This window comes from Micrococcus luteus (genome assembly GCF_014138885.1).
Taxonomy (GTDB): Bacteria; Actinomycetota; Actinomycetes; order Actinomycetales; family Micrococcaceae; genus Micrococcus; species Micrococcus luteus.
The window spans coordinates 2357600-2370439 of sequence record NZ_JACJIK010000001.1 but is presented as its reverse complement, the minus strand read 5'-3'; the positions used below and the strand labels follow the sequence as shown (position 1 = coordinate 2370439).

At 75.1% G+C, this 12840-nt stretch carries 16 protein-coding genes; 6 read left to right on the top strand and 10 right to left on the bottom strand.

The window, feature by feature from the left end:
• Window positions 1-22 precede the first annotated feature (22 nt).
• Complete coding sequence (locus HDA34_RS11010) at window positions 23-535, bottom strand: (deoxy)nucleoside triphosphate pyrophosphohydrolase (RefSeq protein ID WP_098092377.1); 513 nt, start codon at window positions 533-535, stop codon at window positions 23-25.
• 56 nt (window positions 536-591) lie between these two features.
• Between HDA34_RS11010 and HDA34_RS11005 the strand changes: the two genes are divergently transcribed.
• Both HDA34_RS11005 and HDA34_RS11000 read left to right on the top strand, forming a co-directional pair.
• Window positions 592-1914: an MFS transporter gene (locus HDA34_RS11005; protein ID WP_134377021.1), complete on the top strand. Its 1323-nt coding sequence runs from the start codon at window positions 592-594 to the stop codon at window positions 1912-1914.
• A gap of 142 nt (window positions 1915-2056) precedes the next feature.
• Window positions 2057-2329 (top strand): GlsB/YeaQ/YmgE family stress response membrane protein, encoded by a 273-nt coding sequence (locus tag HDA34_RS11000; RefSeq protein WP_020624693.1) that lies wholly within the window; start codon window positions 2057-2059, stop codon window positions 2327-2329.
• A 112-nt stretch (window positions 2330-2441) separates the two neighbouring features.
• On the opposite strand, the gene HDA34_RS10995 is transcribed toward HDA34_RS11000, so the two are convergent.
• The 4 genes from HDA34_RS10995 to infC form a co-directional block, all read right to left on the bottom strand.
• Window positions 2442-3338, bottom strand: a complete 897-nt coding sequence (locus HDA34_RS10995) for a TrmH family RNA methyltransferase (RefSeq protein WP_134377022.1) — start codon at window positions 3336-3338, stop codon at window positions 2442-2444.
• A gap of 137 nt (window positions 3339-3475) precedes the next feature.
• On the bottom strand, window positions 3476-3862 hold the full coding sequence (gene rplT / locus HDA34_RS10990; protein ID WP_002853696.1) for a 50S ribosomal protein L20: 387 nt from the start codon (window positions 3860-3862) through the stop codon (window positions 3476-3478).
• An 88-nt stretch (window positions 3863-3950) separates the two neighbouring features.
• Window positions 3951-4145 carry a 50S ribosomal protein L35 gene (gene rpmI / locus HDA34_RS10985; RefSeq protein WP_002853699.1) on the bottom strand — a complete coding sequence of 65 codons (195 nt, stop codon included), beginning with the start codon at window positions 4143-4145 and terminating at the stop codon, window positions 3951-3953.
• Between the two features lie 104 nt (window positions 4146-4249).
• The gene (gene infC, locus HDA34_RS10980) at window positions 4250-5224 is read right to left on the bottom strand and encodes a translation initiation factor IF-3 (RefSeq protein ID WP_220482387.1); all 975 of its coding nucleotides are present in this window, start codon (window positions 5222-5224) and stop codon (window positions 4250-4252) included.
• Between the two features lie 376 nt (window positions 5225-5600).
• On the opposite strand from infC, the gene HDA34_RS10975 reads away from it, so the two are divergent.
• Window positions 5601-5972, top strand: a complete 372-nt coding sequence (locus HDA34_RS10975; RefSeq protein WP_036313345.1) for a DUF1844 domain-containing protein — start codon at window positions 5601-5603, stop codon at window positions 5970-5972.
• A gap of 68 nt (window positions 5973-6040) precedes the next feature.
• On the opposite strand, the gene HDA34_RS10970 is transcribed toward HDA34_RS10975, so the two are convergent.
• The gene (locus tag HDA34_RS10970) at window positions 6041-6517 is read right to left on the bottom strand and encodes a hypothetical protein (RefSeq protein ID WP_134377024.1); all 477 of its coding nucleotides are present in this window, start codon (window positions 6515-6517) and stop codon (window positions 6041-6043) included.
• Window positions 6518-6884: 367 nt separating this feature from the next.
• Here HDA34_RS10970 and HDA34_RS10965 point away from each other — a divergent pair, with 367 nt between their 5' ends.
• Window positions 6885-7133 (top strand): WhiB family transcriptional regulator, encoded by a 249-nt coding sequence (locus HDA34_RS10965; protein WP_002854852.1) that lies wholly within the window; start codon window positions 6885-6887, stop codon window positions 7131-7133.
• Between the two features lie 62 nt (window positions 7134-7195).
• Here HDA34_RS10965 and HDA34_RS10960 read toward each other — a convergent pair whose 3' ends face one another.
• The 3 genes from HDA34_RS10960 to HDA34_RS10950 are packed head-to-tail and all read right to left on the bottom strand — an operon-like array spanning window position 7196 to window position 10907.
• The gene (locus HDA34_RS10960) at window positions 7196-8704 is read right to left on the bottom strand and encodes a sensor histidine kinase (protein ID WP_134377025.1); all 1509 of its coding nucleotides are present in this window, start codon (window positions 8702-8704) and stop codon (window positions 7196-7198) included.
• Entirely contained in the window at window positions 8674-10257 is a 1584-nt protein-coding gene (locus HDA34_RS10955) for a tyrosine-protein kinase family protein (RefSeq protein WP_123244130.1), read from the bottom strand. Before HDA34_RS10955 ends, HDA34_RS10960 begins: the two co-directional genes overlap by 31 nt.
• 2 nt (window positions 10258-10259) lie before the next feature.
• Window positions 10260-10907: a CpaB family protein gene (locus HDA34_RS10950; protein WP_123244131.1), complete on the bottom strand. Its 648-nt coding sequence runs from the start codon at window positions 10905-10907 to the stop codon at window positions 10260-10262.
• 225 nt (window positions 10908-11132) lie between these two features.
• Between HDA34_RS10950 and HDA34_RS10945 the strand changes: the two genes are divergently transcribed.
• On the top strand, window positions 11133-11357 hold the full coding sequence (locus HDA34_RS10945) for a helix-turn-helix domain-containing protein (protein ID WP_123244132.1): 225 nt from the start codon (window positions 11133-11135) through the stop codon (window positions 11355-11357).
• A 15-nt stretch (window positions 11358-11372) separates the two neighbouring features.
• Here the strand turns inward: HDA34_RS10945 and HDA34_RS10940 are convergent, their stop codons facing one another.
• Window positions 11373-11930, bottom strand: a complete 558-nt coding sequence (locus HDA34_RS10940) for a hypothetical protein (RefSeq protein WP_036383497.1) — start codon at window positions 11928-11930, stop codon at window positions 11373-11375.
• 156 nt (window positions 11931-12086) lie between these two features.
• On the opposite strand from HDA34_RS10940, the gene HDA34_RS10935 reads away from it, so the two are divergent.
• Window positions 12087-12839, top strand: coding sequence for a LysM peptidoglycan-binding domain-containing protein (locus tag HDA34_RS10935; protein ID WP_134377026.1), 753 nt, complete (start codon window positions 12087-12089; stop codon window positions 12837-12839).
• Window position 12840 lies beyond the last annotated feature (1 nt).

Genomic DNA, 12840 nt, shown 5'->3' with positions numbered 1-12840 from the left:
GCGCGGCCGGCCGCGTGTCGACTCAGCGCCCCGCGGAGAACGCCGTGGCGGCGCCACGGAGCACCTCGGCCACGATCGGCCGGTCCGCCGGGATCCAGTCCAGGTGCCGCACGCCCGGCCCGGCGAGCGGCAGCCACGCCAGCAGGTCGTGGTCCTGGAGGGCTCGGGGCGTCGCCCCCTCCTCCGCCAGGACGCCCCAGAACACCCGCATCCGGGCGCCGTTGGCCAGCTCCCACCCGTCCGGCTCCGGCGCCGCCACCTCGGGGCCGAGCCGCACGGCGACCCCGAGCTCCTCCCGGCACTCCCGCAGCAGCGCCTCCTGGACGCCCTCCCCCGGCTCGACCTTGCCCCCGGGGAACTCCCAGAGCCCCCGCAGCGGGGCAGGCGCGCTGCGACGGGCCGCCAGCAGGCGGGTCGGCGCGGCCACATCGTCGAGCAGCGCGAGCCCCACGACCTGCCGCGGTCGCGCACCGTCCCGGGGCGACGTCGTCGGGCGGGCGGCGGGCGCGGGGCGAGCAGGTGTGGCGGAGGTCATGAGCCCAGGCTAGCGAGGCCCCCGCCCCCGCAGACCGGAGTCCGTAGGCTGGGTCGGTGCCCATCCCCACTCCCGCCGCCGACGGCGCCCACGACCGTTCCCCCCGTGCCCCGCGTCCGACGCACCCGGACCCGTCCGTCCCGCCGACCGTGCCGCCGGGCCCCGGCGCGCTGCTGGGCGGCCGCCGCGTGCGTCTGCTGCCGGCCATCCTCGCGCTGGCCCTGGGCAGCTTCGCGATCGGCACCACGGAGTTCGCGATGATGGGCCTGCTGCCGCAGGCGGTGGCCGACCTCGGCATCGGTCTCGAGGCCGGCGGCGTGCTCATCTCCATGTACGCGCTGGGCGTCGTGATCGGCGCTCCCCTTCTGGCCGCGTCGTTCGCCCGCGTCGACCGGCGGGTCACGAGCATCGTGCTGATGCTGCTGTTCGTCGTGGGGCACGTGGCCGCGTTCCTCGCCCCGGACATGGGGAGCATGATGGCGGCCCGGTTCGTGTCGGGCCTGCCCCACGGCGCCTACTTCTCCGCGGCCGCCCTGGCCGCGGCGGACCTCGCCGGGCCCGCCCGCCGCGGCCAGGCCGTGGCCTGGGTGATGGCCGGGCTGTCCGTGGCCAACGTGCTGGGCGTGCCGGGCGCGACGGCGCTCGGGCAGGCCGTCGGCTGGCGCTGGATGTTCATCATCGTGGCGGTCTGCGCGGCCCTGTGCGTCGGGGCGACCGCGTGGCTCGTCCCGTCCGTGCCGGCCCCCGCGGGCGCCTCGGTCGGCCGCGAGCTGCGCGGTCTGGCCTCCGGCCGGCTGTGGGCGACGGTGGCCGTGGGCGTGATCGGCTTCGCCGGCATGTTCGCGCTCTACACCTACATCGCGCCGCTGCTCACGGAGGTCGCGGGCCTCGAGGAACGGTGGGTCCCCGCCGTGCTGGCCCTCTACGGCGTCGGCATGGTGATCGGCACGCTCGTCAGCGGCGCCCTCACGGACCGCGACCCGGTGGGCACCCTGCGCCTGAGCTTCGGGCTCAGCGCGGTCTCGCTGGCCGCCGTCGCGCTGACGGCCTCGTGGGCTCCGGTGATGATCGTGTTCCTCTTCTGCGTGGCCGTCAGCGGCTCCGGGATCGCCCCGTCCCTGCAGGTGCTGCTCGTGGACTCCGCGCCCACCGCACCGCAGCTGGCCGGTTCGCTCAACCACTCCGCGCTGAACATGGCCAACGCGATGGGCGCGTGGGTCGGGGCGGCCGCGATCGGGGCCGGTGCGTCGCTGCGGACCCCGCCGCTGGTCGGTGCGGGCATCGCCCTGGCGGGCCTGGTGCTGGCGTTCCTGCTCGTGCGTCGTGACGTCGCGGCGCGGCCCGGCGTCCGGGCTGCCGACGACGGCTCGCCCCGCTGATCGGCCCGCTCCCGGCCGGGGCGATCCTCGTGCGGCCGGGAAATCCCGAAAAAGCCGGGGCGCCAGAGGTGGCCCCGGACGAAAACCCCTTGCTACGTTCGTTCTCGTACGTCAGATTCGCAACCTGAAAGGAATCACTATCATGGGCTTCATTGGCTGGATCGTTCTCGGCCTCATCGCCGGTGCCATCGCTCGCGCCATCCTCCCCGGACGTCAGGGCGGCGGCTGGCTCGGCGCCCTCCTCACCGGCATTGTCGGTGCTCTCCTCGGCGGCTGGATTGCCTCCCTGGTGTTCAACATCAACGTGAACGAGAAGTTCTTCAGTCTGGGCACCTGGATCTTCGCGATCATCGGTGGTGTCATCGTCGCGGCCGTGTGGCAGGCCATCACCCGCCGCACCGGCACCCGCGCCTGAGCGAGCTGAGCGGCCCGGGTTCCACCCGGGAACACGCAGATGGGGCGGGGATCCACGTGGATCCCCGCCCCATCTGCGTCTCCGGACGGCTGGCGCCGCCTCGTGCGCCCCGTCAGCCGGCGCGCCGTGCCCCCGCCATCGCGGACGAGTACAGGCACACCGTGGCGGCGGTCCCCACGTTCAGGGACTCCGCGGCCCCGTACAGCGGCACCGCCACCCGGCGGTCCGCCAGTGCGAGCTCGCCGCCGTCCAGGCCCTGGGCCTCGTTGCCGAACAGCCACGCGGTCGGCGCGGCGACCACCCCGGGGGCGAGGGCATCGAGCCGGTCCGCGCCGTAGCCGTCGGCGGCCCACACCTGCAGGCCTGCGGCCCGGGCGGCGGCCGCGGCCGCCTCTGCGGGGACGGCGGTGACCACGGGCAGGTGGAACAGCGACCCGGCGGTGGACCGGACCACCTTGGGGTTGAACGGGTCGACGGAGCCCGGCGTGAGGACCACCGCGTCCGCCCCGGCCGCGTCCGCGGCTCGGATGACCGTGCCGGCGTTCCCCGGGTCCTGCACGCGGCACAGCACGGCGGCCAGGCGCGCCTCCCCGAGGACCGCTTCGACGGCCTGCGGCTGCGGCATCCGCGCCACGGCGACGATGTCCTGCCCCGTCACGGCGTCGGCCATGGCGGTGAGCACCTCGTCGCTGGCCTGGCGCACCAGGACGCACTCACCACCCGGCGTCGGGCGGTCCCGGACGCGCGCCACGAGCTCGGCCAGCGCGGGGTCCCGGTCCACGAGTCCGACGGACATGTACACCTGGGTCAGCACCCGCCCCGCGCGCCACTGCCCCGCGGCGGCCGCCGGCCCCTCCCCCAGGTGGGCGCGCAGGGCCTCGCGGCAGGCCTGCGGCCCCTCGACGAGGAACGTGCCCGTCCGGCGTCGGGCGGAGCGGCCCGCCAGGGCTGCCACCGCGCGCACGCGCTCGGCGCGGGGATGGGTCATCGGCTCGGCGTGCGAGGTCATGGGGTCTTTCTGGTCGGGGCTCAGCTGCGGATGCGCAGACGCCGACGGGGCGGGCCTCGGTGGAGGACCCGCCCCGTCGGCGGTGGTGTTCACGCCTGGGACGTGGTGGTGGGGGCCCTCAAGGCCCCGGAGCCGGCTCAGCGGGAGGCGGCGGGGGCGTTCACGTCTGCGGGCAGCGCCTCGCGGGCGGTCTTCACCAGCACGGCGAAGGTCGCGGCGTCGGAGACGGCGATCTCGGCCAGCATGCGGCGGTCCACCTCGACGCCGGCCAGCTTGAGGCCCTGCATGAAGCGGTTGTAGGTCATGCCGTTGGCGCGGGCGGCCGCGTTGATGCGGGTGATCCACAGGCGACGGAAGTCACCCTTGCGCTTGTGGCGATGCTGGTAGTTGTAGGTGAACGAGTGGAGCATCTGCTCCTTCGCCTTGCGGTACAGGCGAGACCGCTGGCCGCGGTAGCCGGAGGCGCGCTCCAGCATGGTCCGACGCTTCTTGTGGGCGTTCACTGCCCGCTTCACACGTGCCACGTGCGTACTCCAATCTGTGTGGTCCCCGGGGCGCGCACTGGCGCGTCACGGCCGAGGAGGAAGGGGTTCCGGCGAGGCCGGGGGGGTGTCAGATGCCGAGCATCCGCTTGATCTGCTTGATGCTGCCCTTGGAGACGAGCTGGTCGCCCTTGAGACGGCGGGTCAGGCGCGAGGACTTGTGCTCCAGGTAGTGGCGGCGGTTCGCCTGCTGGCGCATGATCTTGCCGGAGCCGGTCACGCGGAAGCGCTTCTTGGCACCGCTGTGGGTCTTCATCTTCGGCATGGCTGCCGTTCTCCTTCACTCATCGCTGCCGTGCGCGGCGCGCACGGCAGTGCTGGTCACCCCGGTCCGTCCGGACCGGGCTGGTCTGTGGCGACCCCGGGGGGTCAGGCCCGAGGACCGGGCTTGGGGGCACCGCCGCGGGGGGCGGCGGGCTTGGGCGGGGCCGGCATCGGCTTGGCCGCCGGCTTCGGAGCCGACGACGGCGCGGCCGGCTTGGCGGCGGACCGCGGCTTCGGCGTGGCAGCCGGCGCAGCCGAGGACTGCGGCTTCGGCGTCGCGGCCGGCTTCGGGGACGATGCGGGCGTGGCGCTGGAGGCCGGCTTCGCAGCCGGGGCGGCCGTGGCCGGGCGGGGAGCCGCCGGGGCCGGGGTCTTCGGCGCCTGCTTCGTCTCGGCCGGGGCCGCGGAGGCGTTCTCCTGCGTCCGGGCGGCCATGGCCTTCAGCTGCTCGGGGAACGCGTCCCCGACCGAATTCCGCACCGGGGCGGAGTCGGACGCCGCCTTCTGCGCGGCGCGCTCCTTGGCCTCGCGGGCGGCCTGGTCGCGACGCGAACCGCCGCCCTGACGCTCGCGGTGGCTCTCGGCCGAGTTCTTGCGCTGGTCCGCGCGCGCATCGGCCTTGGTGCGCAGCGGGCCGACCACCATCACCATGTTGCGGCCGTCCTGGCGCGGCTGCGATTCGACGGTGCCCAGCTCGGCGACGTCCTCGGCGAACTGCTGCAGCAGCTTGATGCCGAGCTCGGGACGCTGCTGCTCACGGCCGCGGAACTGGATGATGGCCTTGACCTTGTCGCCCTGGCTCAGGAACTTCTTGGCGTGGCCGGTCTTGGTCTCGTAGTCGTGCTTGTCGATCTTCAGGCGGAAGCGGACCTCCTTGAGGACCGTGTTCACCTGGTTCTTGCGCGACTCACGGGCCTTCACCGCGGCCTCGTACTTGTACTTGCCGAAATCCATCAGCTTGCACACCGGAGGCTTGGCCGTGGGGGCCACCTCCACGAGATCCAGGTCCGCCTCGGCGGCGAGCCGGAGGGCGTCCTCGACGCGGACGATGCCGACCTGTTCGCCGTTCGGGCCGACCAGGCGGACTTCCGGAACGCGGATACGCTCGTTGATGCGGGGATCGCTGATGGTGGTACTCCTCTGTGCGAGACGACGGGTGATCCCGCGCCCACCGGAGGGACCCTCGGAAACGAGGAAGGCCTCCCCTGCGCGGACGCAGACGGAGGCCTCGACACGATCCCGTCGGACGGGACCCTCGGTGCGGGCTGCGCGCCACGACGCGGCGGTCCCGACCGGCGACCCGGCAACTCGGCCCGGGGCGAACCGGACATCCTGCTGACGCGGGTGGGAGAGAGGCCTCCACTTTGCTGCTCCTGGCCCGTGCACGCCTGCTCCGGGGTCACCGGATGACGAGGACGTGCGCGGACCACGAGTGGTCTATGGGAAGCTTACCACCATGACAGACGAACGTCAGGCCCAGGACGCCACCCCCATGGACGCCCCCGCCGAGATCCGCGACATCCACGAGGTCCCCGCCGTCGAGGTCATCACGACCACCGCCGTGCACCTGATGACCGCCGCCGCCGTCAAGTGCGGCCTGGCCGACTCCCCCGACGCCCGCGAGCTCATCGATCTCGACGAGGCCCGCAAGCTCATCACGGCCCTCGCCGGGCTGGTCACGGCCGCGGCCCCCGAGATCGGCAGCCAGCACGCCGGCCCGCTGCGCGACGGCCTGCGCTCGCTGCAGCTGGCGTTCCGTGAGGCCTCCCCGTTCCCGGACGCCCCGGGCAAGGGCCCCGGCGAGAAGTTCACCGGCCCGGTGAACTGACCACGCCCCCCGATGACGACGACGGCGCGCCCCCGACCGGGGGCGCGCCGTCGTCGTCGGAGCCGGGCTCAGGCGTCCGTCGAGGCCTCCGGGGCGGGGGTGAGATGCCGGGTGACCGGCGTCGTGAAGAGGGTGAGCAGCGCGACGCCGGAGACCGCGAGCAGCGGCCCACCCAGAGCGGCGGCGTCCACGCTGAAGAGCCACGAGGACAGGAGCACACCGAAGAGCTGGATCGCGACGGCGGCGCCGCGGCTCCACGCCCGACCGCGCAGCAGGGCGACGGAGGTCGCGAGGATCCACAGGGTGAGCAGCGCGTAGATGACGACCAGCATCACGCGGGCGCCGGCCGGGAGCACCCCGTCCGCCGCATGCACCACCGCGTCCACGGCGAGCCAGAGGAGCGCGCCCGCCTCGACCACGAGCGCCGCGGCGACCACGAGGACGGCCGCCGGCAGGCCCCGGCCGGGGCGGGGCGGGACCGTCGTCGCGTCGGCGCCCGACGACTCGGACGGGGCGACGGGGTCGGGGCGGCGGGACTGTGTCATGGGGCCTCTCCTGCGGGACGGCTGCGGGGACGGACGTGTGCCCCACGGTACGCCGGGCGGTGCGCGGGCCAGGTTCGCGGCGACGCGCCGTCCCGGGCATGGGTGTGACCAAGGACTCACTGGGAGGCGCGGTGATGCACCTCATTCACCTCTTGTTCACTCGTGAGGGCCGTGCGAGGATGGCACGCGAGAGATTTCCGGGGGCCGCGTTCGTACGAAAGCGGTCCCCGTTGCAATGACCAGGGTCGCCCTCCGTATCGGTCGTGCCGCGCGTCGTCCGCGCAGGCCCCCGCGCCCGCCGCCGGCGGAGGCCGTGACCACCGGCGCCCGCGGGCTCCGGCTCTTCCGACAGAAAGTGAGCGGACCGATGGATTGGCGCAGTAAAGCAGCGTGCCTGGACAAGGACCCGGAGCTGTTCTTCCCCGTGGGCAACACCGGCCCCGCCCTCCTGCAGATCGAGGAGGCCAAGGCGGTGTGCCGTTCGTGTGAGGTCGTGGACACGTGCCTGAAGTGGGCCATGGAGTCCGGCCAGGACTCGGGCGTCTGGGGCGGCATGAGCGAGGATGAGCGGCGCGCCATGAAGCGCCGCGCGGCACGCGCTCGCCGCGCCTCCTGACCCACCCGGACCACCGGCCCCGTCGACCTCGTCGACGGGGCCGTCGTCATGCCCGGCCGGGCTCACGTCAGGGGCAGTCGCAGCACGACGCGCGTGCCGCCGTCGTCGGACCGCTCCCAGCGCAGGGTGCCGCGCAGGTCCCCCTCCACGAGCGAGTGCACGATGCGCAGGCCGAGCCCCGATCCCTCGCCCGCGCGGGGAGACTCCCCCGGCACCCATCCGTCGGGGGCGGCGGGGCCGCCGTCCGTCACGGACACGACCAGCACCGTTCCTGCGGGGGTCGACTCGCGGTCGGCGTGCAGGCCCACGCAGCCACCGCCCGGCGCCGTGCCGTGCTCGACGGCGTTGGCCGCCAGCTCATTGAGCACCAGCGCCAGCGGCGTGGTCACGTGGGAGGGCAGTTCACCGAACTCGCCCGTGACCGCGACCTGCAGCGGCCTCCCGTCCCCGGACACCTCGACGGCCAGGCGGAACTGCCGCTGCAGCAGACCGTCCACGGGGACCTGGTCCTCGATCTCCTCGCTCAGCGTCTGGTGGACGAGGGCGATCGTGTCCACCCGCTGCATCGCCTGACGCAGCGCACGCTCCGCCTCGGGCGAGGACGTGCGCCGCGCCTGCATGCGCAGCAGCGATCCCACGGTCTGCAGGTTGTTCTTGACGCGGTGGTGGATCTCGCGGATGGTCGCGTCCTTGGTGAGCAGACGCTGCTCCTGGCGGCGCAGCTCGGTCACGTCGCGCAGCAGCAGCAGCGCCCCCTGCCAGCCGTCCGGACCGAGCAGGGGGACGGAGCGCACCGTGAGGGACGCCCCGCCGGACTGCACCTCCCGCCGTCCGGCACGCAGCCCGGTGAGCACCGCCCACGTCCCCTCGTCGGTGGGCACACGGGCGGCCTCGGTGCTGGCCAGCACGTCGGTGAGCCGGTGCCCCTCGAGGGTCGAGGCGATGCCCAGCCGGCGCAGGGCGGAGACCGCGTTGGGACTGGTGAACTCGGCGACCGAGTCCGGCCCGAGCACGACGAGGCCGTCCCCCACCCGCGGCGTGCCGCCCGCCCAGAGGCCGGGAGGCTCCTCGGGCGCCGGCCAGCGGCCGTGCTGCATCATGTCCAGCAGGGTGCTGGCCGTCCGGCTGTAGTTCTCCTCGATCACCGAGCGCGCCGGCCGGCCGTTCGGGTCCGCGTGCGCGGAGACGACCGCGATGACCCTCCCGGCCCGGACCACCGGCCACAGACGCACCTGCAGCGTGCCTCCCGGGGCCTCGACGGGGCCGGCCCCCTCGGCCCGCTCCCCGCCATGCCACGTCTGCCCGACGACGGCCCGCAGGTCCGCGCGGGCGCGCGAGCCCACGATGTCGCGGTGGAAGAGGGTGGGAGCGGTGAAGGGCCGGACCTGGGCGAGCGCGACGAACCCTCCGGCCTCGTCGCGGCGGGGCACGGGGCACCAGAGCACGAGGTCCGCGAGCGCCAGGTCTGCCACGAGCTGCCAGTCCCCCACGAGCCGCTGCAGCCAGGCGCGGTCCTCGTCTCCGATGTCCGGGTGCGACGTCAGGGGGTCCTGCGCGAGCGAACTGACCATGGGATCAGGGTACGGCGACGTGCCGGGCGGCCCGTGTCCGTGGCGTCGCGGGCGGCGTCGGACGACACGGCGGCGATGGTCTGCGAGGGCCGTGCGCGGTGCCGTCCGCGGCGGGCGGGGCGGGCAGGGACACCGGCCAGCGTGGCGAGGGCGCGACGCAGCGGGCTGTTCGGAGCGGCCTCGGCGAGCACCTGGCCGGCGAGCAGCGCGGGGTCCGCGGCGGCCGGGTCCCACGGCAGGAACGCCTCCAGGGGCGTGGCCGGCGAGGCGTAGCGGTTCCAGACGGCCTCGACCTGCCCGCGCGGGGCGACGCCGGCGGCGGCGGGCCGGAGCCGGTTGACCACGACGCGCAGCCGTGCCGCCGGGGCCGCCTCCGCCAGCTCCTCGACCCCGCGGACCAGGCGGGGCAGGGCGACGGCGTCCGGCCCGCCGACCGCGATGACCTCGTCGGCCGCGGCGAGCGCCGCCAGGGTCGCACCGTTGCGCTGTGGGGCGGGCACGTCGAAGGACAACTCCTCGTCCTGCTCGAGACCGAACCCGACGTCGACGACCACGCGGTCCCAGTGTTCCCTGGCGGCCGCGATCAGCGCGGAGACGGCGGCGGGGCGCAGCTCGGGCCACCGGTCCACGCGGGTGAGCCCCGTCAGAACCGTCAGGTCCGCGCCGGCGACGCGGACGCGGACGCCCGCGGCCGCCAGGTCGGCGGCGCCCAGTCGGCCGTGGTCGGCCCGCCGCACGGCCCGCGACACGCCGGCCGACTCCTCCGTCAGCCCCAGGTGCACACCGACGGCGGGGCCGTACGTGTCCAGGTCGACCAGCAGCGTGTTCCGGCCGGCCACGGCGTGCTCGGCGGCGAGGTTCACGGCGACGGTGGTGCGTCCCGGGGCGCCGGTGGGACCCCACACCACGGTCACCAGGGACTCCCGCGCGGGTGCGGTCGGTTCGCCCTCCTCCGGAGAGGGTGCGGGGTCGGCTCCCTCGCCCGCGGTGGCGGGGCCGTCGTCGGGGGTGGCCGCGGCGGGGGCGGCGCCCGGCCCGGCGTCGTCGGGCTCGTCGGCGTCGCGCCAGGGGTCCGTGAGGCCGGGCACCTCGTCCGCGCCGAGCGTCTCCAGGGTGATCGGCAGGTCGTCGAGGTCCTCGGCGTGATCCCGGGCGTGGTCGGCGTCCTCCCCGTGCGAGGTCTCCGGCCGGCGGCCCTCCGCGGCGGCGCTCGCGGACTCCACGACGACGGCCGCGATCTGCTCGGGGTCGGCGTCGGCGCGCACGCAGGGCACCCCCATGCTGCGGAGACGACGCCGCTCGGCACGGACCTCGCTGAGCGCCGCCACGCCCACGGGTCGGGGCAGCCGGGCCGTCTCCTCCAGGAAGGCGGCGGTGAGGGACTCGGTGTCCCCGGCCACGAGGACCGCGTCCACGAGACCGGAGCGGGCGATGGCGAGCAGCTCGGCGATGTCCTCGGCCCGGCGGAGGACCGTGATGTCCGTCTGGTGCCGCTCGAGCGGGCCGATGTGGTCCAGGCCCGGCTGGACGGTGGTGGCCAGGGCGATGCGCACGGTCAGCGCACCCCGTGGGCCGGCACGAGGGTGACCCGCGCGTCCTTCACCTTCGCGTCCACGATGCGCGGCAGGGTCTCCTTTGGTGCCAGCAGCTGCACCCGGGTGGTGCCCGAGCCGCCGAAGCCGTTCTGCTCCGCCGTGACCTCGGAGATCTCGAGCGCCTCGGCCAGCCGGGCCGGGTCTGCATGGCCGCGGCCTCCCTCCGCCGGCATGGCCACCCAGACGTCCACGCGGTCTCCCACGCCCACGCCGGACGGCAGCGGCTCGTCCAGGGCCACCCCGACGGGACGACGGCCGTCCGGGTCCGCGTCCACCAGTGCCGCCGCCGGCAGCAGCTCACCGGCCCGGACAGTCCCGGAGACCATCCGCCCCTCGGGAGCCGGAGCATCGGCGCTGAGGTACCGCTCGCCGGCCTCGCTGAGGTTCACCTCCACGGGGCGCAGGTCCCCGGACGCGATGGGTGTGCCCGGGGGCAGGTCCTCCGCAGCCGTCCAGTACGCTGCGGTCCGCTGGGCGGAGGCGACCAGCGCCACGACGCCGGCGATCGAGGCGAGGACGAGCACGAGACCGACGAGGAGCCGGGGATCCCGCCAGCGGGGCCGGCGCAGACGGCCGCCCTCGGCGGACGCGGACATGGTCGTGGACACCGGATGTTCCCCCCTTCGGACCGGCCCCTCGGGCCGCCGCGGCCCCGGCACCCCGTCGGTGTCGGCCCCTCCGCGCTGCGCCCAGAGTAACCACAGGGGCCGTGGATCGCCGGATCCGCCGCGTACGCTGTGGAAAAGTGTCGCCTCCGGGTGTTCCCGGGGTTGAATGGGTCGACGTCGTGGGCCGCCCGCGACCGTCCTGGACGCCTCGACCGAAGGAGCACCGTGCAGCGATTTCTCACCCTGACCGACGTCGCGGAGACCCTGAACATCTCCGGTCAGGCCGCCCGTGCCCTGGTCCGCTCGGGTGAGCTGCAGGCCATCCAGGTCGGGGGCCGCGGTCAGTGGCGCATCGAGCTGTCCTGGCTCGAGGACTACGTGGAACGTCAGAAGGAAGTGACGCGCGCCCGCGTCCGGGAGTGGACCGAGGCGGACGCGCAGGCCCGCTGAGCCCACACGGTCTGCTCAGGCGGGGCGCAGCGCGGTCCGGACCGTCCCCAGCGCCCCGAACGGGATGACGAGCCGCCCGCGGACGGCCGCGGCCCGCCGGGCCTCGTCCCGCGGGTGGCGGGCGATGTCGAGGTGGTCGCCGCCGACCCGGTCCACGGTGCCCTCCGCCAGCGCCGCGCCGAGGCGTCCCGTCACCGCCACCGGCTGGCGCGTCCGCGCGATGCCGCGCAGCACCGTCCCCCAGCCGGCCGCGGCGAGCTCGGGCGCGGCCACGGCCCGGGTCAGGTCGGCCTCCACGGCCGCCACGCAGTCCACCGCGACGATCGCCGATCCCGAGCCGTCGACGTGCACGCCGACCCAGCCCTGGCCCACCGTGTGCACCACGCCGTCCACGACCTCGCCCCAGGCCAGGTGGAGCCGGACCTGCCGCCCTCGGGCTCCGCGCAGGCGGTCGGCCAGGGACAGCGCCATCCACTCCGCTCGGGTCAGCTCCGCGGCCTCGGCCACCGTCTCCTGCCAGCCGAGGTCGGCCCAGTGCGCCTCCAGGTCGTCGAAGAGTCCGTTCCACCGCATGCGCTCAGCATAGGAGGCTCAGCGCCGGACATCGGTCGTCATCAAACATCATCAAACATCACTCTTGACACCTATCGGCCCGTGCAGTTCACTGTGATCATCATCACCGGCCTGATCGCGGGATCCCGGCCGGACGGACGCACAGGAGGGGAATCCATGGAGCGCTCGACATCACCGGCCGGCCCGGCCCCGACCCGTCCGGTCGACGCGGCGGACGCCGTCGGCCTCACCGTCCTGCTTCTGGCCGGTCCCGGTCTGCTCGCCTGTGCCGCGGCGCTGCTGCAGACGGGCACCAGCGCGCCCGGGGCGGAACTGACCCGCGTGCTGGGCCTCGGTGCCGGTCTCGCCGGGCTCGGACTGCTCGCATGGTGGGCGGTGGGCCTGATCGGGCTGGCGCTCGTCGCGCTGGGGCGCCGCGCGGGTCGGCCGGCCTGGGCCCGCCTGGGCCGGAGCCTCACTCCCGCCCTGCTCGGACGCGTGGCAGGCGCCGTCGTCGGTGCCCAGCTGCTCGCGGCACCGGCCGCGTGGGCGGACGCGGCTCATCCCGTGCCGGACGCCTCCTGGACCGTGGCTGCGGTGCCTGCGCACGCCACCGGCGTCGAGGCCCCGGCGCCGGACGCCGCGTGGACGCCCCGGCCCCCGGCGCAGGCCCCACCGGGCGCCGGCACCGGCCGTGCGGATCCGGACCACCCGACCGTCACCGTCCGGCGCGGCGACTGCCTGTGGCACCTCGCCGCCGCCGAGCTCGGCCCGGACGCGACCCCCCGAGAGATCGACGCCCGCTGGCGCCGCTGGTACGAGGCCAACCGACGGGTGATCGGCGACGACCCGCACCTGCTGCTGCCCGGCACCGTGCTGACCTCCCCCGTGTTCACCCCGCACGCCGGCGTGGACGGACCACGGCCATGAC

Bases quoted from the DNA above. Each gene is read 5' to 3' on its own strand.
- rpmI (WP_002853699.1), bottom strand. From the start codon at position 4,145: ATGCCGAAGATGAAGACCCACAGCGGTGCCAAGAAGCGCTTCCGCGTG.
- HDA34_RS10940 (WP_036383497.1), bottom strand. From the start codon at position 11,930: ATGCGGTGGAACGGACTCTTCGACGACCTGGAGGCGCACTGGGCCGAC.
- HDA34_RS10960 (WP_134377025.1), bottom strand. From the start codon at position 8,704: ATGGTCAGTTCGCTCGCGCAGGACCCCCTGACGTCGCACCCGGACATC.
- HDA34_RS10965 (WP_002854852.1), top strand. From the start codon at position 6,885: ATGGATTGGCGCAGTAAAGCAGCGTGCCTGGACAAGGACCCGGAGCTG.
- HDA34_RS10970 (WP_134377024.1), bottom strand. From the start codon at position 6,517: ATGACACAGTCCCGCCGCCCCGACCCCGTCGCCCCGTCCGAGTCGTCG.
- HDA34_RS11000 (WP_020624693.1), top strand. From the start codon at position 2,057: ATGGGCTTCATTGGCTGGATCGTTCTCGGCCTCATCGCCGGTGCCATC.
- HDA34_RS10995 (WP_134377022.1), bottom strand. From the start codon at position 3,338: ATGACCTCGCACGCCGAGCCGATGACCCATCCCCGCGCCGAGCGCGTG.
- HDA34_RS10935 (WP_134377026.1), top strand. From the start codon at position 12,087: ATGGAGCGCTCGACATCACCGGCCGGCCCGGCCCCGACCCGTCCGGTC.
- HDA34_RS11010 (WP_098092377.1), bottom strand. From the start codon at position 535: ATGACCTCCGCCACACCTGCTCGCCCCGCGCCCGCCGCCCGCCCGACG.
- HDA34_RS10975 (WP_036313345.1), top strand. From the start codon at position 5,601: ATGACAGACGAACGTCAGGCCCAGGACGCCACCCCCATGGACGCCCCC.